This is a genomic window from Citrobacter sp. Cpo089 (assembly GCF_030332695.1).
GTDB lineage: Bacteria > Pseudomonadota > Gammaproteobacteria > Enterobacterales > Enterobacteriaceae > Citrobacter > Citrobacter portucalensis.
In genome coordinates this window covers 80105-101137 of sequence record NZ_JAOWHJ010000066.1, presented here as the reverse complement: position 1 = coordinate 101137, position 21033 = coordinate 80105, and the positions used below count along the sequence as shown (strand labels likewise).

General features: G+C 53.5%; 21 protein-coding genes. 13 read left to right on the top strand and 8 right to left on the bottom strand.

Annotation, left to right across the window (positions count from 1 at the left end; genetic code table 11):
• Positions 1 to 69 precede the first annotated feature (69 nt).
• Complete coding sequence (locus tag OGX92_RS15760) at positions 70 to 1440, top strand: class-II fumarase/aspartase family protein (protein WP_125112825.1); 1371 nt, start codon at positions 70 to 72, stop codon at positions 1438 to 1440.
• A 46-nt stretch (positions 1441 to 1486) separates the two neighbouring features.
• On the opposite strand, the gene OGX92_RS15755 is transcribed toward OGX92_RS15760, so the two are convergent.
• Positions 1487 to 2380 (bottom strand): MurR/RpiR family transcriptional regulator, encoded by an 894-nt coding sequence (locus OGX92_RS15755; protein WP_003825882.1) that lies wholly within the window; start codon positions 2378 to 2380, stop codon positions 1487 to 1489.
• A gap of 354 nt (positions 2381 to 2734) precedes the next feature.
• Between OGX92_RS15755 and dcuC the strand changes: the two genes are divergently transcribed.
• The 3 genes from dcuC to OGX92_RS15740 all read left to right on the top strand — a co-directional run bounded on the left by dcuC (position 2735) and on the right by OGX92_RS15740 (position 6279).
• The gene (gene dcuC, locus OGX92_RS15750; RefSeq protein WP_003825883.1) at positions 2735 to 4102 is read left to right on the top strand and encodes a C4-dicarboxylate transporter DcuC; all 1368 of its coding nucleotides are present in this window, start codon (positions 2735 to 2737) and stop codon (positions 4100 to 4102) included.
• A gap of 51 nt (positions 4103 to 4153) precedes the next feature.
• Complete coding sequence (locus tag OGX92_RS15745) at positions 4154 to 5848, top strand: NAD-dependent malic enzyme (RefSeq protein WP_125112824.1); 1695 nt, start codon at positions 4154 to 4156, stop codon at positions 5846 to 5848.
• A gap of 86 nt (positions 5849 to 5934) precedes the next feature.
• Complete coding sequence (locus OGX92_RS15740; protein WP_003825888.1) at positions 5935 to 6279, top strand: nitrous oxide-stimulated promoter family protein; 345 nt, start codon at positions 5935 to 5937, stop codon at positions 6277 to 6279.
• Between the two features lie 122 nt (positions 6280 to 6401).
• Here the strand turns inward: OGX92_RS15740 and OGX92_RS15735 are convergent, their stop codons facing one another.
• The 7 genes from OGX92_RS15735 to hypA all read right to left on the bottom strand — a co-directional run bounded on the left by OGX92_RS15735 (position 6402) and on the right by hypA (position 12913).
• Positions 6402 to 6830 (bottom strand): TOBE domain-containing protein, encoded by a 429-nt coding sequence (locus OGX92_RS15735; RefSeq protein WP_003825890.1) that lies wholly within the window; start codon positions 6828 to 6830, stop codon positions 6402 to 6404.
• 44 nt (positions 6831 to 6874) lie between these two features.
• Positions 6875 to 8953: a formate hydrogenlyase transcriptional activator FlhA gene (flhA, locus tag OGX92_RS15730; RefSeq protein ID WP_032944751.1), complete on the bottom strand. Its 2079-nt coding sequence runs from the start codon at positions 8951 to 8953 to the stop codon at positions 6875 to 6877.
• Between the two features lie 220 nt (positions 8954 to 9173).
• Entirely contained in the window at positions 9174 to 10184 is a 1011-nt protein-coding gene (gene hypE, locus OGX92_RS15725) for a hydrogenase maturation carbamoyl dehydratase HypE (protein WP_003825897.1), read from the bottom strand.
• Positions 10181 to 11302 carry a hydrogenase formation protein HypD gene (gene hypD, locus OGX92_RS15720; protein ID WP_286586783.1) on the bottom strand — a complete coding sequence of 374 codons (1122 nt, stop codon included), beginning with the start codon at positions 11300 to 11302 and terminating at the stop codon, positions 10181 to 10183. Before hypD ends, hypE begins: the two co-directional genes overlap by 4 nt.
• Positions 11303 to 11575: a hydrogenase 3 maturation protein HypC gene (gene hypC / locus OGX92_RS15715; RefSeq protein WP_003037411.1), complete on the bottom strand. Its 273-nt coding sequence runs from the start codon at positions 11573 to 11575 to the stop codon at positions 11303 to 11305.
• Complete coding sequence (gene hypB, locus OGX92_RS15710) at positions 11566 to 12438, bottom strand: hydrogenase nickel incorporation protein HypB (RefSeq protein ID WP_003037409.1); 873 nt, start codon at positions 12436 to 12438, stop codon at positions 11566 to 11568. Before hypB ends, hypC begins: the two co-directional genes overlap by 10 nt.
• A gap of 103 nt (positions 12439 to 12541) precedes the next feature.
• The gene (gene hypA, locus OGX92_RS15705) at positions 12542 to 12913 is read right to left on the bottom strand and encodes a hydrogenase maturation nickel metallochaperone HypA (RefSeq protein ID WP_003825904.1); all 372 of its coding nucleotides are present in this window, start codon (positions 12911 to 12913) and stop codon (positions 12542 to 12544) included.
• A 198-nt stretch (positions 12914 to 13111) separates the two neighbouring features.
• On the opposite strand from hypA, the gene hycA reads away from it, so the two are divergent.
• The 9 genes from hycA (at position 13112) to hycI (ending at position 20990) form a co-directional block, all read left to right on the top strand.
• Positions 13112 to 13570, top strand: a complete 459-nt coding sequence (hycA, locus tag OGX92_RS15700) for a formate hydrogenlyase regulator HycA (RefSeq protein ID WP_003825906.1) — start codon at positions 13112 to 13114, stop codon at positions 13568 to 13570.
• 143 nt (positions 13571 to 13713) lie between these two features.
• Positions 13714 to 14325 carry a formate hydrogenlyase subunit HycB gene (gene hycB, locus OGX92_RS15695; RefSeq protein WP_003825909.1) on the top strand — a complete coding sequence of 204 codons (612 nt, stop codon included), beginning with the start codon at positions 13714 to 13716 and terminating at the stop codon, positions 14323 to 14325.
• Positions 14322 to 16148 carry a formate hydrogenlyase subunit 3 gene (hycC, locus tag OGX92_RS15690; RefSeq protein ID WP_286586780.1) on the top strand — a complete coding sequence of 609 codons (1827 nt, stop codon included), beginning with the start codon at positions 14322 to 14324 and terminating at the stop codon, positions 16146 to 16148. Before hycB ends, hycC begins: the two co-directional genes overlap by 4 nt.
• Before the next feature lie 2 nt (positions 16149 to 16150).
• Positions 16151 to 17074 carry a respiratory chain complex I subunit 1 family protein gene (locus tag OGX92_RS15685; protein ID WP_003825914.1) on the top strand — a complete coding sequence of 308 codons (924 nt, stop codon included), beginning with the start codon at positions 16151 to 16153 and terminating at the stop codon, positions 17072 to 17074.
• Between the two features lie 17 nt (positions 17075 to 17091).
• Positions 17092 to 18801 (top strand): formate hydrogenlyase subunit HycE, encoded by a 1710-nt coding sequence (hycE, locus tag OGX92_RS15680; RefSeq protein ID WP_003037393.1) that lies wholly within the window; start codon positions 17092 to 17094, stop codon positions 18799 to 18801.
• Positions 18802 to 18810: 9 nt separating this feature from the next.
• Positions 18811 to 19353: a formate hydrogenlyase complex iron-sulfur subunit gene (locus OGX92_RS15675; RefSeq protein WP_286586778.1), complete on the top strand. Its 543-nt coding sequence runs from the start codon at positions 18811 to 18813 to the stop codon at positions 19351 to 19353.
• Positions 19353 to 20120: a formate hydrogenlyase subunit HycG gene (hycG, locus tag OGX92_RS15670; RefSeq protein WP_003037388.1), complete on the top strand. Its 768-nt coding sequence runs from the start codon at positions 19353 to 19355 to the stop codon at positions 20118 to 20120. The genes OGX92_RS15675 and hycG overlap by 1 nt, the downstream gene beginning before the upstream one ends.
• The gene (locus OGX92_RS15665) at positions 20117 to 20527 is read left to right on the top strand and encodes a formate hydrogenlyase maturation HycH family protein (protein ID WP_003037385.1); all 411 of its coding nucleotides are present in this window, start codon (positions 20117 to 20119) and stop codon (positions 20525 to 20527) included. Before hycG ends, OGX92_RS15665 begins: the two co-directional genes overlap by 4 nt.
• Complete coding sequence (hycI, locus tag OGX92_RS15660; protein ID WP_149334875.1) at positions 20520 to 20990, top strand: hydrogenase maturation peptidase HycI; 471 nt, start codon at positions 20520 to 20522, stop codon at positions 20988 to 20990. Before OGX92_RS15665 ends, hycI begins: the two co-directional genes overlap by 8 nt.
• Positions 20991 to 21033: the final 43 nt, after the last annotated feature.

The window sequence follows — 21033 nt, the reverse complement described above, 5'->3', positions numbered from 1 at the left end:
AAACAGATCCTGCAAAATTGATTAATCACATTTCGATTATGACGCATTCATTGGCCGGAGAGGCGCTGTATGTTCGGTAAGCAAACAACGGTATTTGATTCTGATCTTTATTCTTCATTGTTCACCCAGGGGCGGATGCGGGAAATATGGTCTGACGACAATCTGCTGCGGTGTTGGTTGCGGTTTGAGGCAACAGTCGCTCGCGTGCAAGGCGAGCTGGGCATTATCCCTGAGCAAGCCGCCGTCGAAATTGAAAAAACGTGCAGGGAAATACAGATAGATTGGCCAGCCCTGGCACAGGAAACACAGACGGTTGGTATGGCGATAAAACCGCTGATCGATCAGATCTCTGCTTGCGGCACACCGTTAGTAAGTCAGTATCTGCACTGGGGATGCACTACCCAGGACCTGCTGGACTCTGGCATGGCGATGAGACTGCAACAAACGTTGCAGCTGCTGCGCGAGCAATTGCTCGATGTTGGCGAAGCGATGAAAGCGATGGCAATACGTCATACCCGAACGGTGATGGTTGCTCGCACCAATTCAGTGGATGCTTCTGCGACAACGTGGGGGCTGCATGTTTGCAGTTATCTGGCAGAGATTAACCGCCATCTGATAAGACTTCAGCAGCTGTACCCGCGAGCTGTAACCGGGCTCTTTGGCGGCGCGGTAGGTAATTTGGCCTCCGTAGGCGAGCAGGGAATGGAAACACGTGAACGACTGATGTTGGCACTGGGTCTGAACGTACCCTGCGGCATTAATAATGCCAGCCAGGATGCGGTTGTTGAAGTTGTGCAGTTTTTTGCCCTTGTTCACGGCACGCTATGTCGTCTGGCCAACGATGTCGAAACAATGGGACGCACGCCGATTGCTGAAGTGCTTGAGGGAGAAGGTGGCGGAGGGTCGAGCACGATGCCGCACAAGGTTAATCCGCGCGCCAGTAACATGATGCAAACGCTGGCAAGGATGGGATGGATGTATGCGTCTGGCGCTCCGGCCATGCTGGATCAACAGGATGTGCGAGCCGCCTCAATGAGGGTATTAAACTGGACAATCCTCCCGGAGGCCTCAAATGCTTTATCGACCAGCCTGACACGCGCAAAGAATCTGCTTTCGCATCTCATCATTAATGAAGAGAAGATGCGTGCTAATTTCGATTGCTCAAAGCACTTTATTATGTCGGAATCACTGACGATGAAACTTGCCGCCAAAATTGGCAGAGAGTCCGCCTATAACTTAGTGAAAAACCTGCTAAAGCATGCAACTGGAGAGCACAGCTTCATGGAGATCGTGCAGGCTAGCCCGGAAATCCGCGCATCATTGTCTGTAGAGGAAATTACCGCTGCCTGCGAGCCGCTGTCATATATCGGGGCTAACGACGCGCTAATCGCTGAAACTATAGCTGAGTTCGATCGCGTGAAAACCGCAGAAATAGCTTGATTCGTCATGTTGCCAGGAGCCAGAATACTTCTGGCGGCTGGCGGAGCTAAGTGTTGTGTGCTGATGCAGAAAACGTTTCGAAAAAGACAAATAATTCCTCCAGTTGGGCAAAATTCCCCTCGTTATCTCCTTTCTCGTAAGCCAAATGCAATATGAGTTCGATAAAAAAGAAGCCGAGTATACGGCTTTGAAAAATGGACTGTACGTCGCTGGGAAGAACAAACTGCAGATCGCAGAACTTGCCGTAAGGGTTCGCTTCTGAATTGGTAACCAGTACCACGACGGCATTCTTTTTTCTGAACCACTTTGCAATATTGAGGGCAACCCGATTAAATCGATAGTAGGAGAACACAATCAGGACATCCTCTTCCTCAATATTGATGAGACATTTGGGGAGTTCGCTGATGTCCGTCGGTAACAGGGTGATGTCACTGCGAAAGTACTTTAGCAGTGTACAAAAATGCGTTGCCATTGCATGAGATGATGACGGGCCGACGACATAAATATGACGTTGATTGTTCAGTACCAGATCGATAAACGCATTAAGGCTTTCAATATCGATATTATTTTTAAATTGATTAAATAATTCTGATACTTTATGGGTGAAATCAGTAACGATACTTTCAGTGGTAATGCTGGGATTGTTACGTAGTTTGATGTTTTTCTCAAAAGGTGCGGATATTTTATTTTTTGACAGCGTAATGTCTAATGCTTTGCGAAAAGCGGCGTAACCCGTAAACCCAATCTTATTTAAAAATCGGCCAATGGTTGCTTTGCTTACCATCGCATTTTGCGAGAGGTCAACAATGCCATGATAGGGAAGTTCATTGAAGTGTTTATTAATGTACTCATTGAGTCGGCACTCAGATTCAGTTAGATCACCCATATTAAGAGTAAGTAAGTTATACTCATCCAGACTTAACGTGTTTTTTTTGTACATGGATAACACCCGATGACTATTGTATATCAACGTTGTTATAGGGTAATACACTTTCGACGTCAATCATAGAATGAATATGTTGGAAACCCGCACCCAGCCTTTTCTGAGGTCTGCGACTACATTCAGATGTAGTTGCGATCTTACTCACAAAAAGAGGTGGGAAAACACCTTTCCCGTATTTTACAACCACACAACCCATTACAATTAAATCTCAATATTTGAGTATGTAATACGATAGATTTACGTACATATTATAGCTGCTTATATATGGGGGTGATTTTTTACTATCCTATATAAGCTATGATGATATGACAGGTAATCCTACCCGATTTGTATGGCATAGGAATTGTTATTATGACGGCGTTTATTATAGCAATAGTGATAACAGTTATTGCTGCATGGTTAATTGTGAAAAATTATCAGCCGCAAACTGTTTTATTACTCGCAGGACTGGCATTATTGACCATTACCGTACTGTTTTATCCTGAAAACAGCATTCTCTACGATAAAGCAAAATCCACGGGGTCAACCTGGTTGGATATCTTTAGCTTTGCAAAAGAATCGCTCACCACACAAATTGCAGGTATTGGTCTTATCATCATGGCTGCGGGTGGATTTGCCAGCTATATGGATCACATTAAAGCGTCGAATGCGATGGTCAATATGTGCATTCGACCGCTGCAGGTGATTAAAGCGCCTTACCTGATCCTTGCGCTGGGGTATATCTGCGCACAGCTTCTGCATGTGGCAATTTCAAGTGCAGCGGGGCTGGCGATGTTGCTGTTGGTGACATTCTTCCCGGTTCTGGTTCGTCTGGGGGTCAGTAAAGCCTCTGCGGCCGCGATGATTGGTCTGTGCGCGTTTATGGATCTAGGGCCCGCGGTAGGTACTGCGAATCTGGCGGCTAAACATGCTGGCATGGAAAGCGCGATCTACTTTGCGCATTACCAGATGCCGGTGGCGGTGGTGGTGATGCTGGCCGTTGCGGTGGTGATTTACTTTACCGCGAAGTATTTCGACAAAAAAGATGGCTTCGTACCGGGAGCGCAAAGCGTGGCGCAAGCGGAAGAAGAAGGCCGAAAGGTACCCGCTATTTACGCGCTGTTACCCGTCCTGCCTGTCGTACTGGTGCTGGTCTTTAGCCCTTTGGTTATCAAGTCCATCAAAATAGACGTGGTCACGGCGATGATCCTTGGCGCTGTCGTCGCATTTTTCTTTGAACTGGTGGCTACTCGGGATTTCAAAAGCTGTTGCAAAGGAATACAGGTCTTTTTCAAAGGGATGGGCAGCATGTTTACCAGCATCGTTTCCTTGCTGGTGTGTGCGGATATCTATGCCCAGGGGCTGCAGAAAATTGGCGCGGTGGACTACCTGTTACAGTCAGTGCAAAACGCAGGACTGGGCTTTACCAGTATGACGCTGGTGATGACCGCGCTGGTGGGCGTCACCGCCGTCCTGACAGGCTCTGGTGTTGCCGCCTTTTTCTCCTTCTCCGGCCTGGCCCCCTCCATTGCGGCAAAATTTGGTGAGAGCGCCGTTAATATGATCCTGCCTATGCAGTTAATGGCGGGAATGGGGCGCTCAATGTCTCCGGTGGCTGGAATCATTATTGCGGTGAGTAAAGCAGGAGAATGTTCGCCGTTTATGATCGTCAGAAGAACGCTGCTTCCAGCGCTGGCCGGTATCGCGGCGATGCTGGTTGCCAACTATGTCCTGATTTGAATCCCGGGAGCCTGCTAATGCAGGCTCTTATTTTTTATCTGGTTGTAATTTATGGATGGCAACGTGACAAACGATGTTTTATACGTCCCGTTTACGGGGAAGTTACTGCTTGAATCTCCGTTATTAAACAAGGGAAGCAGCTTCACGCAGCAAGAAAGGCATGACTTTAACCTGAGTGGGCTACTGCCTTGTGCCATTGAGAATATTGATGAACAAGCCGAACGGGCGTATCAACAATATCTTGAGGCTGAATCCCACAACGCTCGACATATTTACCTGCGTAATATCCAGGATACTAACGAAACGTTATTTTATTACCTGTTGAAAAAGCATCTTCCAGAGATGCTGCCCATCGTTTATACCCCGGTAGTCGGGGCCGCCTGTGAAAAATTCTCGTGGATATATCGTCGTGCACGCGGTGTCTTTATCTCCTGGCCCGATCGTGATCGTATTGACGATATTTTGCATGATATACCACGGCACGATATCAAGGTCATCGTCGTCACCGATGGTGAGCGCATTCTGGGGCTAGGTGACCAGGGCGTTGGCGGTATGGGGATTCCTATCGGGAAACTGTCGCTCTATACCGTCTGTGGCGGGGTAAATCCGGCGAATACGCTACCTATTCTACTGGATGTCGGTACGAACAATACGCGACTGCTTGACGATCCGCGCTATATCGGCTGGCGACATCCGCGCATAACTGGTGAAGACTACTTCGCATTTATTGGAATGTTTATTGCTGCCGTAAAACGGCGCTGGCCTAACGTTCTGCTGCAGTTTGAAGATTTTGCCCAGCATACTGCGGTGCCGCTGCTGGACCGTTATCGCGATGAGATGTGCTGTTTTAACGATGACATTCAGGGCACGGCGTCGGTGGCTCTGGCGACTCTGGTTGCGGCCTGCCGAGGCAGCGGTCGTGACTTCCGTCAGCAATCAATCGTAATTGTGGGGGCGGGTGCTGCAGGATGTGGGATCGCCCGGCATATTATTGCCTGCCGCATCAGTGAAGGAATGAGCGAGGCCGAAGCCAGACGGACCATTTTTATGGTGGATCGCGACGGTCTGGTGATGACCACCAATAATGCCTTAGCTGATTTCCAGCAACCGCTGGCGCAGTCTCCCGAGGCTGTATCTGACTGGCAGTATGAGGGGCTGGCACCGTCGCTACTGGAGGTTATCCACAATGCCAAACCCACGGTGATGCTGGGTGTGTCGGGTCAGGCTGGATTGTTCTCGCAGGAAGTCATTAGCACGATGTACCAATACTGCGGCCGCCCGATCGTTATGCCGTTGTCGAATCCCACTTCGAGAATGGAAGCGCGACCAGAAGATATCATTCGCTGGACCGAAGGGCAGGCCATCATCGCGACCGGCAGTCCCTGCGATGCGGTTGAATTTAATGGACGCTCCATTCCGGTGGCGCAGTGCAATAACGTGTATGTTTTCCCGGCCATCGGTCTGGGGGCCATCGCCAGTGGCGCGACACGCGTAACAGAGGCTATGCTGATGGCGGCAAGCCGTGCGCTGGCCGATGCTTCCCCGTTAGTGCGTATCGGGGAAGGCGCTCTGTTGCCGGAGATTGGGACAATCGGTGAGGTGACCCGCAGCATTGCCTTTGAGGTCGGTAAGGCAGCGCAGCTGTCGGGCGTGGCAGAGAAGATGAGCGACGACGCGCTGTTGCAAAGCATAAAAGATAACTTTTGGTTACCACACTACCGTCCTTATAAACGCAGGGCAATTTAGCCGTTGTGACGAGTAAGCGGTACTCGGGTCTTGGTTGCCTTCATGATTAAGGTGTATTATTTATGCAACTTAATTGTGGAGGCATCATGTCCGGCAAACGCATTGCACGTGAAAAAATGACGATCCAGAGAATGATTTCGCTCTACGAGAGCCAGTGCCCGCAGGCTTCAGACGAGCCGGGGCATTACGATGCGTTATTTGCCTATGCGCAAAAGCGCCTCGACAAGTGCGTATTTGGTGAGGAAAAACCGGCCTGTAAACAGTGTCCAGTGCACTGTTATCAACCGGCTAAACGCGAAGAGATGAAGCAAATTATGCGTTGGGCTGGGCCGAGAATGCTCTGGCGTCACCCGATTCTGACCGTACGTCACCTGATTGATGACAAACGTCCAGTGCCGGAGTTACCCGAGAAGTACCAGCGGAAAAAATAAGGTCGCTGTGCGCCGGATGGCGGCTGCGCCTTATCTGGCCTACGAGAATAAGTGCATCTGCCGCGTAGGCCCGATGCGCATTGCGCCATCGGGCAACTTAGCCATGCGGTGATGAATGGCGATTACGCTTTGGTGGCAATCAGAATAGCTGAGGCTTTGATCAGCGCAACAACACGGCTTCCCTGACTCAGTTTCATCTCTTGCTGACTTTCGTTGGTGACGACGGCAACAATCTCGAAGCCTGCGTCAGTTTTGATATGTACGGTGGCGTTGACTGCGCCTTCTGTGACCTGGGAAACACTGCCAGCAAACTGGTTGCGCGCAGAGAACTTCAGACCACAGTCTTCAGTTGCCAGCGTCACCCATGGCGCTTTAATCAGAGCAATTGCTTCTTTCCCTTTCGCCAGACCCAGCGCCTGCTGGCTGCTATGGGTTACAATCGCGACCAGTTTTGCGCCGCCAGCCAGCGTCAGTTCAACTTCATCATTCACTGCGCCCGTAGCGACTGCGCTCACCGTACCGGTTAATTGATTACGTGCTGATACCGCCATACTGCCTCCTTTCGTTGAGATATCACCCAGTATAGCCACACTAGCTAAACCAGTGCATCCTTATCAATACCCAATCTCTTCATGCGTGAGAGTAACGTTGTACGTTTCAGCCCCAGCCTTTGTGCCGCGCCTTTGGGACCGGCAACCACCCCGTTGGTTTCTTTCAGTACGCGCATAATCAACTGGTATTCATCTTCACCGTCCTGTGCAACTTCGGTTGCCACCGGAGGCGTAGACGGCGTCAAAGGGGCAATATCCGGAAGGGACAGTTGCAGTACGTTGCCTCGGGTAAGCAGAACCGCACGTTCCACCACGTTTTCCAGCTCACGCACGTTACCCGGCCATTCCATACAGCTCAGCGTGCGCAGAGCCTCGGCGGGAATACTGTCGATATTGCGTCCCATCCGACGAGCAATTTTAAAGGTGAAGGCTTTTACCAGCAGCGGAATATCTTCCGGGCGCTCACGCAGCGGCGGCAGATGGATCGGGAAGACGTTCAGTCGGTAATACAGATCGTTACGAAATTCGCGATCGGCAACCATCTTCTTCAGATCGCGGTTGGTCGCGGCGATCAAGCGCACGTCGGTCTGGATCAGCTTATTACTGCCCAGGCGTTCAAATTCCTGCTCTTGCAGAACCCGCAGTAGCTTAGGCTGAAGCTCCAGCGGCATATCGCCAACTTCATCGAGGAACAGCGAACTTTTATCTGCCAGCTCGAAACGACCAATCCGCTGCGTGCTGGCACCGGTAAACGCGCCACGCTCGTGACCAAACAGATCGCTTTCCAGTAATCCGGCAGGCATTGCCGCGCAGTTCATCTTCACCATCCGACGGGCGTTACGTCCGCTCAGGTTGTGAATGGCTCGTGCGATCAGCTCTTTACCCGTTCCGGTCTCACCCAGAATCAAGACGGTGCTGTCGCTTTGCGCCACCATTTCGACCTGCTTGAGTACGCTGTACATCGCTTCGCTGCGACCAATGATTTCGCCGAACTCACTCTCTACGTTGTTGAGTTGTTCAGTCAACGCCAGGTTTTCATCGACCAGACGTTCCTTCAGGCGGTGGATCTCCTGATAGGCGAGGGCGTTATCCACAGCAATTGCCACACGCTCGGCAATCTGGCGCAATAGCTTGAGGTTGGCGGTAGTGAAAACTTTCTCTTCGCACTGTGCCAGTTTGAGTACGCCGAGCATAGTATTGCCGGACATCAGCGGTAGCAGACACAGGGTTTGTAGCTGGTTGCCCCAGGTTTCGAACAGCATCCGTTCGTAAGGGGCAAGGATGTCACGTTCGCTCAGGTTAATCAGCAGCATCTCTTTGCTTTTGAAGACCCGTTCAGAGAGCGTTCCCGCTTCGTCCACTTCACTCTGTTCGTGTGCCGGATGATGTTCATCCAGATAGTGGGTGGAATAGATACTGAGTTTATTTTTGCGATCGCTGCGTAACACGATGCTGATGGCATCGATGTCGAAGTAGTGGTGGATCTCTTTGGCGACTTCGCTGACCAGCTCATCAATATCCAGTCGGGAGAGCACGGCATTGGTGATGGCGACCAGGATGCGAAAGTTGTCACGCTCACGACACAGCAGATCGTAATCGACGTTGTTGCTGACTCTGCTTTGAATTTGTTCAGCAACGACGCCGACTATCTGAGTGAAGGTCTGTAGACGGTTATATTCTTTTTCACTCCACGGACGGTCTTCGTTACGGATGAATTCGCAACCGCCAAAGATGCGCCCATCTGCCGCCAGCGGCAGCAGGCAGTAGTGGCCAAATTCAGAATACAGTCCACCTGAAGCCAATTGTGGCCATGTTTCCGTAAACTCATGATAGTTGCAGTGCAACGCATCAGGGCGAGACAAAATACGGCGTACCGGACCATGTGCCAGCACCGTTTCGTCTTCATAATCGATGGGTTTACCATTTTCACGCGTTGCAAAATAACGCGCACGTTGCGTTTGTGCCTGCCATAAGACAATAGCCGCGCAGTCGGCCAGCGCTGAACGCTTGACCAGCTGCGAAAGCGCCTCGCTAAGAGACGGGAGATCGGGCTGCTGTAATAATGTACGAGTAATATCGAACAGGCCTTGCTGTCCGAGGTCACTCATCGGTGTATACGACATATTGCTTTTCCAGGGAAAGCACCGCAGAACGGTGCGAAAACGGTAAATGAATTATAGGTATAAGTCGTAAATTATTGCCGGATGGCCTGCCACTGAACTGGCCAGGATATACAATCCGTTGGCCCGATCAGCAAAGCGGTATCAGGCATAATGCAGCATTAACGCCGGATGTTGACGCTAATGCGTCTTATCCGGCCTACAGTATGCTGCCAACCGGCTGCTAGCATATACGAGGTAATGGTTCGGCGTGTGGTAAATCGAGGGTTCGTTTCACGCCGTAGAGTCCGGCAAGACGAACACCTTTGCGTTCGACCACTTCACCAATCATTGCAGCATCGCACCCTAACGGATGCGCGCGCAGCGCGGCAAGTACGGTTTCAGCGGCCTGGCGTTCAACGGCAATCACTAGTTTGCCTTCGTTAGCAAAGTTGAGCGCATCCAGACCCAGCAGCTCGCAAACGCCACGCACCGCAGGCTTCACGGGCAGGGCAGCTTCAGACAGCTCAATACCAAATCCGCATGCAGCGGCAAATTCATGCGTGACTGCATTCACGCCGCCACGGGTGGCGTCACGTAGCGCCTTCACGCCAGGAATATCACGCAGCGTCTGGATAAGCGGCGTTAATACCGCGCAATCGCTGACCAGTTCGCCATCCAGACCTAGCTGTTCACGTAGGTTAAGGATAGTTGCGCCGTGATCGCCAAGAGAGCCACTTACCAGCAGCACATCACCCACACTGAGAGTCTGTGCACCCCAGTGAATGTTGGCGGGAATTGCCCCCATTCCGGCAGTGTTAATGAACAGCTTGTCTGCTGCACCACGCTGCACGACTTTGGTATCGCCAGTCACGATGGCGATACCTGCTTCGCGCGCGGTTGCTGCCATGCTGTTAACAACGGTTTTCAGTGTCTCCATCGGCAGGCCCTCTTCGAGGATAAAACCGCAGGAGAGGTAGCGTGGAATAGCTCCGCTGACCGCCACGTCGTTAGCCGTACCGCAGATGGCCAGCTTGCCGATATTGCCGCCGGGGAAGAACAATGGATCGATAACGTAGCTGTCAGTTGAAAACGCCAGACGGTCGCCTTCTGCCACCAGTTGTGCCAGTTCCAGACGCGCTTGATCTTCTTGTTCCGCCAGCCACGGATTCGCGAAAGCCTCCATAAACAGACTGTTGATCAACTGCTGCATAGCCTGACCGCCGCTACCGTGGGCGAGTTGTACGCTGTTCATGCTTCACACTCCTGCTGACGATACTGATACCAGGCGGCACATGCGCCTTCTGAGGAGACCATCAGGGCGCCAAACGCGGTCTCCGGGTTACACGTTTTGCCAAATAACGGGCACTGATGTGGTTTACATCTGCCCGTCAGCACTTCCCCACAACGCGCGCGCGGATCGTCATACACCTGCTGCGGCGCTGGCTGGAAATGTGCTTCGGCATCAAAGCGCTGATAGTCCGGCGTCAGGTGAACGCCAGAGGATTCGATAACGCCCAGACCGCGCCATTCGCTGTCACCATTGACGCAGAACACCTCGGCAATGGCCTGTTGCGCTAACGCGTTACCGGCATCCGGTACCACGCGGCGGTACTGGTTTTCTACCTGGCTTTGGGCTGCAATTTTCTGCTCAATTAACATCACTACGCCTTGCAGGAGATCAAGCGGTTCGAAACCGGCGACCACCAGCGGGCGATGGAAATCTGAAGCAATGAAGTTGTAGGCGTCGGTGCCAATCACCATGCTGACGTGGCCCGGTGCTAAAAAGGCGTCGATACCGTTGTCCGGCTGTTCCAGCAGGCTACGCAGCGTAGGGATAAGCGTGATGTGCTGGCAGAAAAAGTAAAAGTTCTGCACGTCACGCTGCTTTGCCTGTTGCAGGGTGATAGCGGTCGTTGGCATTGTGGTTTCAAAACCCAGGCCAAAGAACACCACTTTACGCGTTGGGTTTTCCTGTGCCAGCTTCAGTGCATCCATCGGTGAATAGACAATACGGATATCCGCACCGCGCGCCTTGGCTTGCAGCAGAGAGCCTTGCTTACCCGGGACGCGCATAGCGTCGCCAAAGGTGCAGAAAATCACTTCTGGATGGCTGGCAATTTCTACACAGCTGTCGATTCTGCCCATCGGCAGAACGCAAACCGGGCAACCCGGACCATGAATAAACTCCACGTTTTCCGGTAACAACTGGTCGAGCCCGAATTTGAAGATAGCGTGGGTATGACCACCACAAACTTCCATGATCCGCAGCGGGCGTTCAGCCGTGTAGGAGAGGTGGGCGGCACGTTCACATAGGTGCTCTATCAACTGTATCACCTGCTCTGGTGCGCGGTATTCGTCAACAAAACGCATTTATTTTTCCTCGCCGTACAGCAACGCGCCGACATCCGGCTCAACGTCAAACATGTTTTGCAGCGCGTCGAGCGTATCGCGCGCTTCAGCTTCATTAATGATGCTCATGGCAAAACCGACGTGGACCAGCACCCACTGGCCGAGGCGCGGTTGGCCATGTTCATCACAGCTACCGACCAGCGTCAGGTCAACGTCGCGCTGAATACCGCAAACGTCGACTTTGGCCTGGTTGCCATCAATGGTGCGGATTTGACCCGGAACACCTATGCACATCGCTGCGTCTCCAGCCAGGAGAGCCATTGATCCATCCCTTCACCACTGGTGGCGGAAATTAGGATAATCTCAATCCCCGGGTTCACTTCCCGGGCGCTGGCGATGCATTTTTCAACGTCAAAATTGAGGTACGGCAGTAGATCCACTTTGTTGAGCAGCATCAGCGATGCGGCGGCAAACATATGCGGGTATTTCAGCGGTTTGTCTTCACCTTCGGTTACTGAAAGCACGGCCACTTTATGGCGCTCGCCGAGGTCGAAGCTGGCCGGGCAGACCAGGTTGCCGACGTTTTCAATGAACAGAATACCGTTATCGTCAAGCGGCAAACGCGGCGCGGCGTCAGCAATCATTTGTGCGTCAAGGTGGCAACCTTTACCGGTGTTGACCTGAATGGCGGGTGTGCCAGTGGCGCGAATACGGGCGGCATCGTTCACCGTCTGCTGGTCACCTTCAATAACGGCGCACGGCACGCTATCTTTCAGCTTCATCAGCGTTTCGGTCAGCAGGGTGGTTTTACCAGAGCCCGGGCTTGAAACAAGGTTCAGCACCAGATGCTGACGGGCCGCAAAGCGGGCACGGTTGCGCTCGGCGAGGCGGTTGTTTTTGTCCAGTACGTCAATTTCCACTTCCAGCATACGGCGTTGGCTCATACCTGGTGCGTGGGTTCCTGCCTCACCGTGACCGTAGTGCAAATCGCCTTCTTCGGTCTGGCTCGGTGTGAAATTTGAGGTCTTCACACCGGTAATATTCAGCGCCGGACGAGCCGCTGGGGCAAATGGCGCGCTGCGAAACGCCGAGTGGGGATTATGCTCATCACCCTCTATATACAGGTTGCCTTCAGCGCAACCACATGTCGTACACATCGCTCACTCCTGATCTTTTTACTTGCGATACATCTGTTGCCGGATGGCTGCGTTGCCTTATCCGGCCTACAAACGAGCTCTTTCTGTAGGCTGGATAAGACGCTTAAGCGTCGCCATCCGGCGCTGGAGTTTCATCTATTTCAATACGTCGAATCTGTAAGCCGTCATCGGCCACAATTCTCAGCATATCGCTGTTGCATTGCGGACATCGGCGCACGCGTTGCGTCAGTAACGTGACGTATTGCTGACAAGATTCGCACCAACATTCGGCTTCTTGTTCTTCGAGGTGGAGTTTACAACCTTCTGCAAGGGTCCCGCGGCATACCAGATCAAAACAAAAGGAGAGAGCGCTGGTTTCTACGCAAGAAAATGCGCCAATTTTGAGCCAGACCCCAGTTACTCGCTGAGCACCGTGTTGCGTGGCCTGTTGTTCAATCAATTCCAGTGCCCGTTGGCAGAGGGTTATTTCGTGCATACCGCCTCCTGTGAAGTTGCCGTATTAAAAGCAATAAGCATGCCAGGTTGATTTTTTTCATTTGTGACAATGACGACGATGACGAAATGACATGTCGTCACCCGCCTTTGATTTTTTATCTATATGAAAATTAAGTGATTTAATTTTGGCATGAAATGTGCTTAAGGCTGTTCATCTCTGCTAAACGGGTAACCTGACATGACTATTTGGGAAATAAGCGAAAAAGCCGATTACATCGCTGAACGGCATCGTCGCCTACAGGACCAGTGGCGTATTTACTGCAACTCGCTGGTTCAGGGGATCACCCTGTCAAAAGCGCGTTTGCATCATGCGATGAGCTGCGCGCCGGACAAGGATCTCTGCTTCGTCCTTTTTGAACACTTCACTATCTACGTCACGCTGGCGGACGGCTTTAACAGCCATACCATCGAATACTACGTCGAAACGAAAGACGGTGATGATAAACAGCTGATTGCACAGGCAGAATTGACTATCGACGGTAAGGTCGATGAGCGTATTAGCAACCGCGATCGCGAGCAGGTGCTGGATCACTATCTCGAAAAAATCGCCACCGTCTACGACAGCCTGTACACCGCGGTTGAGAACAATATGCCGGTGAATTTAAGCCAGCTGGTTGAGGGACATAGCCCGGCTTAAGCCTCGGGTGCTGCCCACTTTGTCATGGTGCGGTCTACATACTGCATCACGACGTTTTAGGGAATGGGCATGTCGAAAAATGTCGAAATGACATTTGGTAGACATGTTTTCGTCAAAAATGACTATCACCTGAGGAATGCCTGGTGAATCGTTTTGTAATTGCTGACTCCACTCTTTGTATTGGCTGCCACACCTGTGAAGCCGCCTGCTCAGAGACACATCGCCAGCATGGCCTGCAGTCAATGCCGCGCCTGAAAGTGATGTTAAATGAAAAAGAATCCGCGCCGCAGCTTTGCCACCAGTGTGAAGATGCGCCTTGCGCCACCGTGTGTCCGGTTAATGCCATTAACCGCGTTGATGGCGCCGTACAGCTGAACGAAAGCTTGTGCGTAAGCTGCAAACTGTGCGGGATCGCTTGTCCGTTTGGCGCGATAGAGTTTTCCGGTAGCCGTCCGCTACATATTCCGGCAAACGCCAATACGCCAAAAGCGCCTCCGGCTCCGCCAGCGCCTGCTCGCGTGAGTTCGCTGTTGGACTGGGTTCCCGGCGTTCGTGCCATCGCGGTGAAATGCGATCTGTGTAGTTTTGACGAGCAAGGTCCTGCCTGCGTGCGCATGTGTCCGACCAAAGCCCTGCATCTGGTGAGCAACATGGATATCGCCCGCGCCAGCAAACGTAAGCGTGAGCTGACTTTCAATACCGATTTCGGCGATCTCACCTTGTTTCAGCAGGCTCAGAGTGGGGATGCAAAATGAGCGCAATTTCACTGATTAACAGCGGCGTAGCCTGGTTTACAGCGGCTGCGGTTCTGGCATTTCTGTTTTCATTTCATAAATCGCTGAGCGGCTGGATTGCTGGAGTTGGCGGTGCGGTCGGCAGCCTGTTTACGGCAGCCGCGGGTTTTAACGTTCTGACTAATGCGCTGGCGGTGAGCGGCGTGATGCCGTTTATTGGTCACAGTCTGCAAATTACTCCGCTGAATGCTATCTGGCTGATTACGCTGGGCCTGTGCGGTCTGTTTGTCAGCCTGTACAACATTGACTGGCATCGCCATCCGCAGGTGAAAGCTAACGGCCTGCTGGTGAATCTGCTGATGGCCGCGGCGGTATGTGCGGTGGTTGCCAGCAACCTCGGTACGCTGGTGGTGATGGCGGAAATCATGGCGCTGTGTGCCGTGTTCCTTACCGGATGCAGTAAAGAAGGCAAACTGTGGTTTGCACTGGGGCGTATTGGTACGCTACTGCTGGCGGTCGCCTGCTACCTGGTGTGGCAACGTTACGGCACTCTGGAGCTGCGTCTTCTTGACCTGCGCACCCAGGAGCTGCCGCTCGGGTCTGACATCTGGCTGCTGGGCGTGGCAGGTTTTGGCCTGCTGGCCGGCATTATTCCGCTGCACGGTTGGGTGCCACAGGCACACGCCAATGCCAGCGCACCGGCTGCGGCGCTGTTCTCTACCGTCGTCATGAAGGTTGGTCTGCTGGGTATTCTCTCCCTGTCGTTGCTGGGCGGTAACGCGCCGCTGTGGTGGGGGATTACGCTGCTGGTGCTGGGCATGATCACCGCGTTTGTTGGCGGTCTGTATGCGCTGATGGAGCACAACATCCAGCGTCTGCTGGCGTACCACACGCTGGAAAACATCGGCATTATTCTGCTGGGTCTGGGCGCTGGCGTGACCGGAATTTCCCTGAATCAACCGGCGCTGATTGCGCTGGGTTTGACCGGCGGTCTGTATCATCTGGTTAACCACAGCCTGTTCAAAAGCGTTCTGTTCCTGGGTGCAGGCAGCATCTGGTTCCGTACCGGTCATCGTGATATCGAAAAACTGGGCGGTATCGGTAAACGTATGCCGGTTATCTCGCTGGCGATGCTGGTTGGTCTGATGGCGATGGCCGCGCTGCCGCCGCTGAACGGTTTTGCCGGTGAGTGGGTTATCTACCAATCCTTCTTTAAGCTCGGCAATAGCGGCGCATTTGTCGGTAGCCTGTTAGGACCGTTGCTGGCGGTAGGGCTGGCAATTACCGGCGCGCTGGCGGTGATGTGTATGGCGAAAGTCTATGGCGTTACGTTCCTTGGCGCACCGCGCACGAAGGAAGCTGAAAATGCCTGCTGCGCGCCAATCCTGATGGGGGTGAGCGTCGTCGCGCTGGCTATCTGCTGCGTGATTGGCGGCGTTGCGGCACCGTGGCTGTTGCCGATGATCTCCTCTGCCGTTCCGATGCCGTTGGAAACCGCGAACACCACCGTTTCTCAGCCAATGATCACGCTGCTGCTGATCGCGTGTCCGCTGCTGCCGTTCATCATCATGGCCATTTTCAAAGGCAACCGTCTGCCGTCGCGTTCACGCGGTGCGGCGTGGGTGTGTGGTTACGATCACGAGCAGTCAATGGTGATTACCGCGCACGGTTTTGCCATGCCGGTGAAAGAAGCTTTTGCCCCGGTACTCAAACTGCGTAAATGGCTGAACCCGGTATCACTGGTTCCGGGCTGGCAGAATGCTGCTGCACCGGTGCTGTTCCGTCGCCTGGCGCTGATTGAGCTGGCGGTGCTGGTGGTGATTGTGGTTTCACGAGGAGCCTGAGAATGAGTGTTTTATATCCGTTAATTCAGGCGCTGGTGCTGTTTGCCGTTGCGCCGCTGCTGTCCGGTGTTACCCGCGTGGCGCGTGCGCGTTTGCACAATCGCCGCGGTCCGGGCGTTTTGCAGGAATACCGCGACATTATCAAACTGCTGGGCCGTCAGAGCATTGCGCCTGCGGATTCCAGCTGGGTTTTCCGCCTGACGCCGTTTGTGATGGTGGGCGTGATGCTGACTATCGCCACTGCGTTGCCGGTTGTGACCGTTGGCTCGCCGCTGCCACAACTGGGCGATCTGATCACCTTAATTTACCTGTTCGCCATCGCCCGTTTCTTCTTCTCTATCGCGGGACTGGATACCGGTAGCCCGTTTACCGCCATTGGCGCCAGCCGTGAAGCGATGCTCGGCGTGCTGGTTGAACCTATTTTGCTGCTGGGACTGTGGGTAGCGGCACAGGTTGCGGGTTCAACCCATATCAGCAATATCGCCGATACCATTTACCACTGGCCTGCTGCGCGCAGCATCCCGCTGATTCTGGCACTGTGCGCCTGTGCTTTCGCCACCTTTATCGAAATGGGCAAACTGCCGTTCGATCTGGCGGAAGCAGAGCAGGAGTTGCAGGAAGGTCCATTGACTGAATACAGCGGCAGCGGTTTTGCCGTGCTGAAATGGGGCATCAGCCTCAAACAGCTGGTCGTTCTGCAAATGTTCGTTGGCGTGTTCCTGCCGTGGGGACAGATGGAAACCTTCACCGCCGGTGGGCTGCTGCTGGCGCTGGTGATTGCCGTCGTCAAGCTGGTCCTCGGCGTGCTGGTCATCGCCCTGTTCGAAAACAGCATGGCGCGTCTGCGTTTTTGCGCCACTTCACGCGTGACCTGGGCCGGTTTTGGGTTTGCGTTTTTAGCGTTCGTCTCCTTGCTGGTGGCGTGATTTAAGAGAGTTTGAGCATGTCTGAAGAAAAATTAGGTCAACAATATCTCGCTGCGCTGCACCAGGCCTTTCCGGGCGTGGTGCTGGATGAAGCCTGGCAGACCAAAGATCAGCTGACGATCACCGTCAAGGTGAACTACCTGCCGGAAGTGGTTGAGTTCCTGTACTACAAACAGGGCGGCTGGTTATCCGTGCTGTTTGGTAACGACGAACGTCAGCTGTGCGGTCATTACGCCGTTTATTACGTGATGTCGATGGAGCAAGGCACCAAGTGCTGGATAACCGTCCGCGTTGAAGTCGATGCCAATAAACTGGAGTTCCCGTCCGTCACGCCGCGCGTTCCAGCAGCGGTCTGGGGCGAGCGTGAAGTGCGCGACATGTACGGTTTGATCCCGGTTGGTTTACCGGATGAGCGCCGTCTGGTGTTACCGGATGACTGGCCGGATGAACTCTATCCGCTGCGTAAAGACAGTATGGATTATCGTCAGCGCCCGGCGCCGACTACCGATGCTGAAACCTACGAGTTCATCAACGAACTGGGCGACAAGAAAAATAACGTGGTGCCGATTGGCCCGTTGCACGTCACCTCCGATGAACCCGGTCACTTCCGCCTGTTCGTTGACGGCGAGAACATTATCGACGCCGATTACCGTCTGTTCTATGTCCACCGCGGCATGGAGAAACTGGCGGAAACCCGTATGGGTTATAACGAAGTGACGTTCCTGTCGGATCGCGTGTGCGGCATCTGCGGCTTTGCGCATAGCACCGCTTATACCACCTCCGTTGAGAATGCGATGGGCATCGTGGTGCCGGAACGTGCGCAGATGATACGCGCCATTCTGCTGGAAGTTGAGCGTCTGCACTCGCACCTGCTCAACCTCGGCCTGGCCTGTCACTTCACCGGTTTTGACTCCGGCTTTATGCAGTTCTTCCGCGTGCGTGAAACGTCGATGAAGATGGCGGAGATCCTCACTGGGGCACGTAAAACCTACGGTTTGAACCTGATCGGCGGTATTCGTCGTGACCTGCTGAAAGAAGATATGATCCAGACCCGTCAACTGGCGCAGCAGATGCGTCGTGACGTGCAGGAACTGGTCGATATGCTGCTCAGCACGCCGAACATGGAACAGCGTACGGTTGGTATTGGTCGTCTGGATCCGGAAATTGCCCGTGACTTCAGTAACGTCGGCCCGATGGTTCGCGCCAGCGGCCACGCACGTGACACCCGCGCCGATCACCCGTTTGTCGGTTATGGTCTGCTGCCGATGGAAGTTCACAGCGAGCAGGGCTGCGACGTTATTTCTCGCCTGAAAGTCCGTATCAATGAAGTCTACACCGCGCTGAATATGATCGACTTTGGTCTGGATAACCTGCCGGGCGGCCCGCTGATGGTGGAAGGCTTTACCTATATTCCTCACCGTTTCGCACTGGGCTTTGCTGAAGCGCCGCGTGGAGATGACATCCACTGGAGCATGACCGGCGACAACCAGAAACTGTATCGCTGGCGCTGCCGTGCGGCGACCTACGCCAACTGGCCGACGCTGCGCTACATGCTGCGTGGCAATACCGTTTCCGATGCCCCGCTGATTATCGGTAGCCTCGATCCTTGCTACTCCTGTACTGACCGTATGACCGTGGTCGATGTGCGTAAGAAGAAGAGCAAAGTCGTGCCGTACAAAGAACTTGAGCGCTACAGCATCGAGCGTAAAAACTCGCCGCTGAAATAAGGAATCGCCATGTTTACCTTTATCAAAAAAGTCATCAAAACCGGGGCGCCGACGTCGTCGTATCCGCTGGAGCCGATTGCGGTCGATAAAAACTTCCGTGGCAAACCGGAACATAATCCGCAGCAGTGCATCGGCTGTGCGGCCTGTGTGAATGCGTGCCCGTCGAACGCGCTGACGGTAGAAACTGATCTGGTCACCAATGAGCTGGCGTGGCAGTTCAACCTTGGGCGCTGCATTTTCTGCGCCCGCTGCGAAGAAGTCTGCCCGACAGCGGCAATCAAGCTGTCGCAGGAGTATGAGCTGGCGGTGTTGAAGAAAGATGATTTCCTGCAGCAGTCTCGTTTTGGGCTGTGCAATTGCCGCGTATGTAACCGTCCGTTTGCGGTGCAAAAAGAGATTGATTACGCCATTGCGCTGCTTAAGCACAACGGTGATACCCGCGCGGAAAATCACCGTGAAAGCTTTGAGACCTGCCCGGACTGTAAGCGCCAGAAATGTCTGGTGCCGTCTGACCGTATTGAACTGACTCGCCATATGAAAGAGGCCAGCTGATGAGCAATTTATTAGGCCCACGTGACGCCAACGGTATTCCGGTACCGATGACGGTGGATGAATCCATTGCCAGCATGAAAGCGTCGCTGCTGAAAAGCATTAAGCGTTCAGCGTATGTTTACCGCGTGGACTGCGGCGGCTGCAACGGTTGCGAAATCGAAATCTTTGCCACGCTTTCTCCGCTGTTTGATGCCGAACGTTTTGGCATCAAAGTCGTACCGTCACCGCGCCATGCGGATATTCTGCTGTTTACCGGCGCGGTAACTCGTGCCATGCGCTCTCCGGCGCTGCGTGCCTGGCAGTCTGCGCCAGATCCGAAAATTTGTATCTCTTACGGTGCCTGCGGTAACAGCGGCGGTATCTTCCACGACTTATACTGCGTATGGGGCGGCACGGACAAAATCGTACCGGTGGACGTGTATATTCCTGGCTGTCCGCCGACGCCTGCGGCAACGCTGTACGGTTTTGCCATGGCGCTGGGTCTGCTGGAGCAAAAAATTCACGCGCGTGCGCCGGGTGAACTGGACGAACAGCCGGCGGAAATTCTGCATCCGGACATGGTTCAGCCGCTGCGCGTGAAAGTGGATCGCGAGGCTCGCCGTCTGGCGGGATACCGCTATGGTCGCCAGATTGCTGATGACTATATGACGCAGTTAGGGCAGGGCGAGCATCAGGTGGCGCGCTGGCTGGAAGCGGAAAACGATCCGCGTCTGACCGAGATCGTCACGCATCTTAATCATGTTGTCGAAGAGGCGCGTATCCGATGAGTGAAACGGTGGTGTTCAGTCAACTGAGCCGTAAGTTTATTGATGAGAACGATGCGACGCCCGCTGAGGCGCAGCAGGTTGTCTATTACAGCCTGGCGATTGGTCACCACCTTGGGATCATCGATTGCCTGGAAGCGGCGTTAACTTGTCCATGGGACGAATATCTGGCATGGATTGCTACCCTTGCTGAGGGAAGCGAAGCCCGCCGGAAAATGGAAGGCGTGCCAAAATACGGCGAGATCGTTATCGATTTCAACCATGTGCAAATGCTGGCGCGCGCGTTCGATGATGCGCGTGCCGTGCAGACCCCGCAGCAGCAGGAGTGGAGCAAGCTGATGCTTAGCATGCTGCACGACATACACCAGGAAAGCGCCATCTATCTGATGGTGAGGAGACACCGTGACTGACGTTTTATTATGTGTGGGTAACAGCATGATGGGCGATGACGGCGCGGGCCCGCTGCTGGCTGAAATGTGTGCTGCAAATCCTCAAGGCAACTGGGTTGTCATCGACGGCGGTAGCGCGCCGGAGAACGATATTGTCGCCATCCGCGAGCTGCGCCCGCAACGTTTGTTGATTGTTGATGCCACCGATATGGGGCTGAACCCAGGCGAAATCCGCATTATCGATCCCGATGATATTGCCGAGATGTTCATGATGACCACCCACAACATGCCGCTGAACTACCTGGTAGATCAGCTGAAAGACGATGTTGGTGAGGTAATTTTCCTCGGCATTCAACCGGACATCGTCGGTTTTTACTACCCGATGACACATCCGATCAAAGATGCGGTTGATACCGTCTATCAGCGATTAGCCGGTTGGGAAGGACACGGTGGATTCTCCGAGCTGGAAGCGCCAGAAGAGTAAACCATATCAGTGCCGGATGTGAACGACATCCGGCCTGTTTTCC

What these genes read in the sequence shown, in the direction of transcription:
- OGX92_RS15760 (WP_125112825.1), top strand. Translation starts at nt 70, where the DNA reads ATGTTCGGTAAGCAAACAACGGTATTTGATTCTGATCTTTATTCTTCA.
- OGX92_RS15755 (WP_003825882.1), bottom strand. Translation starts at nt 2,380, where the DNA reads ATGTACAAAAAAAACACGTTAAGTCTGGATGAGTATAACTTACTTACT.
- dcuC (WP_003825883.1), top strand. Translation starts at nt 2,735, where the DNA reads ATGACGGCGTTTATTATAGCAATAGTGATAACAGTTATTGCTGCATGG.
- OGX92_RS15745 (WP_125112824.1), top strand. Translation starts at nt 4,154, where the DNA reads ATGGATGGCAACGTGACAAACGATGTTTTATACGTCCCGTTTACGGGG.
- OGX92_RS15740 (WP_003825888.1), top strand. Translation starts at nt 5,935, where the DNA reads ATGTCCGGCAAACGCATTGCACGTGAAAAAATGACGATCCAGAGAATG.
- OGX92_RS15735 (WP_003825890.1), bottom strand. Translation starts at nt 6,830, where the DNA reads ATGGCGGTATCAGCACGTAATCAATTAACCGGTACGGTGAGCGCAGTC.
- flhA (WP_032944751.1), bottom strand. Translation starts at nt 8,953, where the DNA reads ATGTCGTATACACCGATGAGTGACCTCGGACAGCAAGGCCTGTTCGAT.
- hypE (WP_003825897.1), bottom strand. Translation starts at nt 10,184, where the DNA reads ATGAACAGCGTACAACTCGCCCACGGTAGCGGCGGTCAGGCTATGCAG.
- hypD (WP_286586783.1), bottom strand. Translation starts at nt 11,302, where the DNA reads ATGCGTTTTGTTGACGAATACCGCGCACCAGAGCAGGTGATACAGTTG.
- hypC (WP_003037411.1), bottom strand. Translation starts at nt 11,575, where the DNA reads ATGTGCATAGGTGTTCCGGGTCAAATCCGCACCATTGATGGCAACCAG.
- hypB (WP_003037409.1), bottom strand. Translation starts at nt 12,438, where the DNA reads ATGTGTACGACATGTGGTTGCGCTGAAGGCAACCTGTATATAGAGGGT.
- hypA (WP_003825904.1), bottom strand. Translation starts at nt 12,913, where the DNA reads ATGCACGAAATAACCCTCTGCCAACGGGCACTGGAATTGATTGAACAA.
- hycA (WP_003825906.1), top strand. Translation starts at nt 13,112, where the DNA reads ATGACTATTTGGGAAATAAGCGAAAAAGCCGATTACATCGCTGAACGG.
- hycC (WP_286586780.1), top strand. Translation starts at nt 14,322, where the DNA reads ATGAGCGCAATTTCACTGATTAACAGCGGCGTAGCCTGGTTTACAGCG.
- OGX92_RS15685 (WP_003825914.1), top strand. Translation starts at nt 16,151, where the DNA reads ATGAGTGTTTTATATCCGTTAATTCAGGCGCTGGTGCTGTTTGCCGTT.
- hycE (WP_003037393.1), top strand. Translation starts at nt 17,092, where the DNA reads ATGTCTGAAGAAAAATTAGGTCAACAATATCTCGCTGCGCTGCACCAG.
- OGX92_RS15675 (WP_286586778.1), top strand. Translation starts at nt 18,811, where the DNA reads ATGTTTACCTTTATCAAAAAAGTCATCAAAACCGGGGCGCCGACGTCG.
- hycG (WP_003037388.1), top strand. Translation starts at nt 19,353, where the DNA reads ATGAGCAATTTATTAGGCCCACGTGACGCCAACGGTATTCCGGTACCG.
- OGX92_RS15665 (WP_003037385.1), top strand. Translation starts at nt 20,117, where the DNA reads ATGAGTGAAACGGTGGTGTTCAGTCAACTGAGCCGTAAGTTTATTGAT.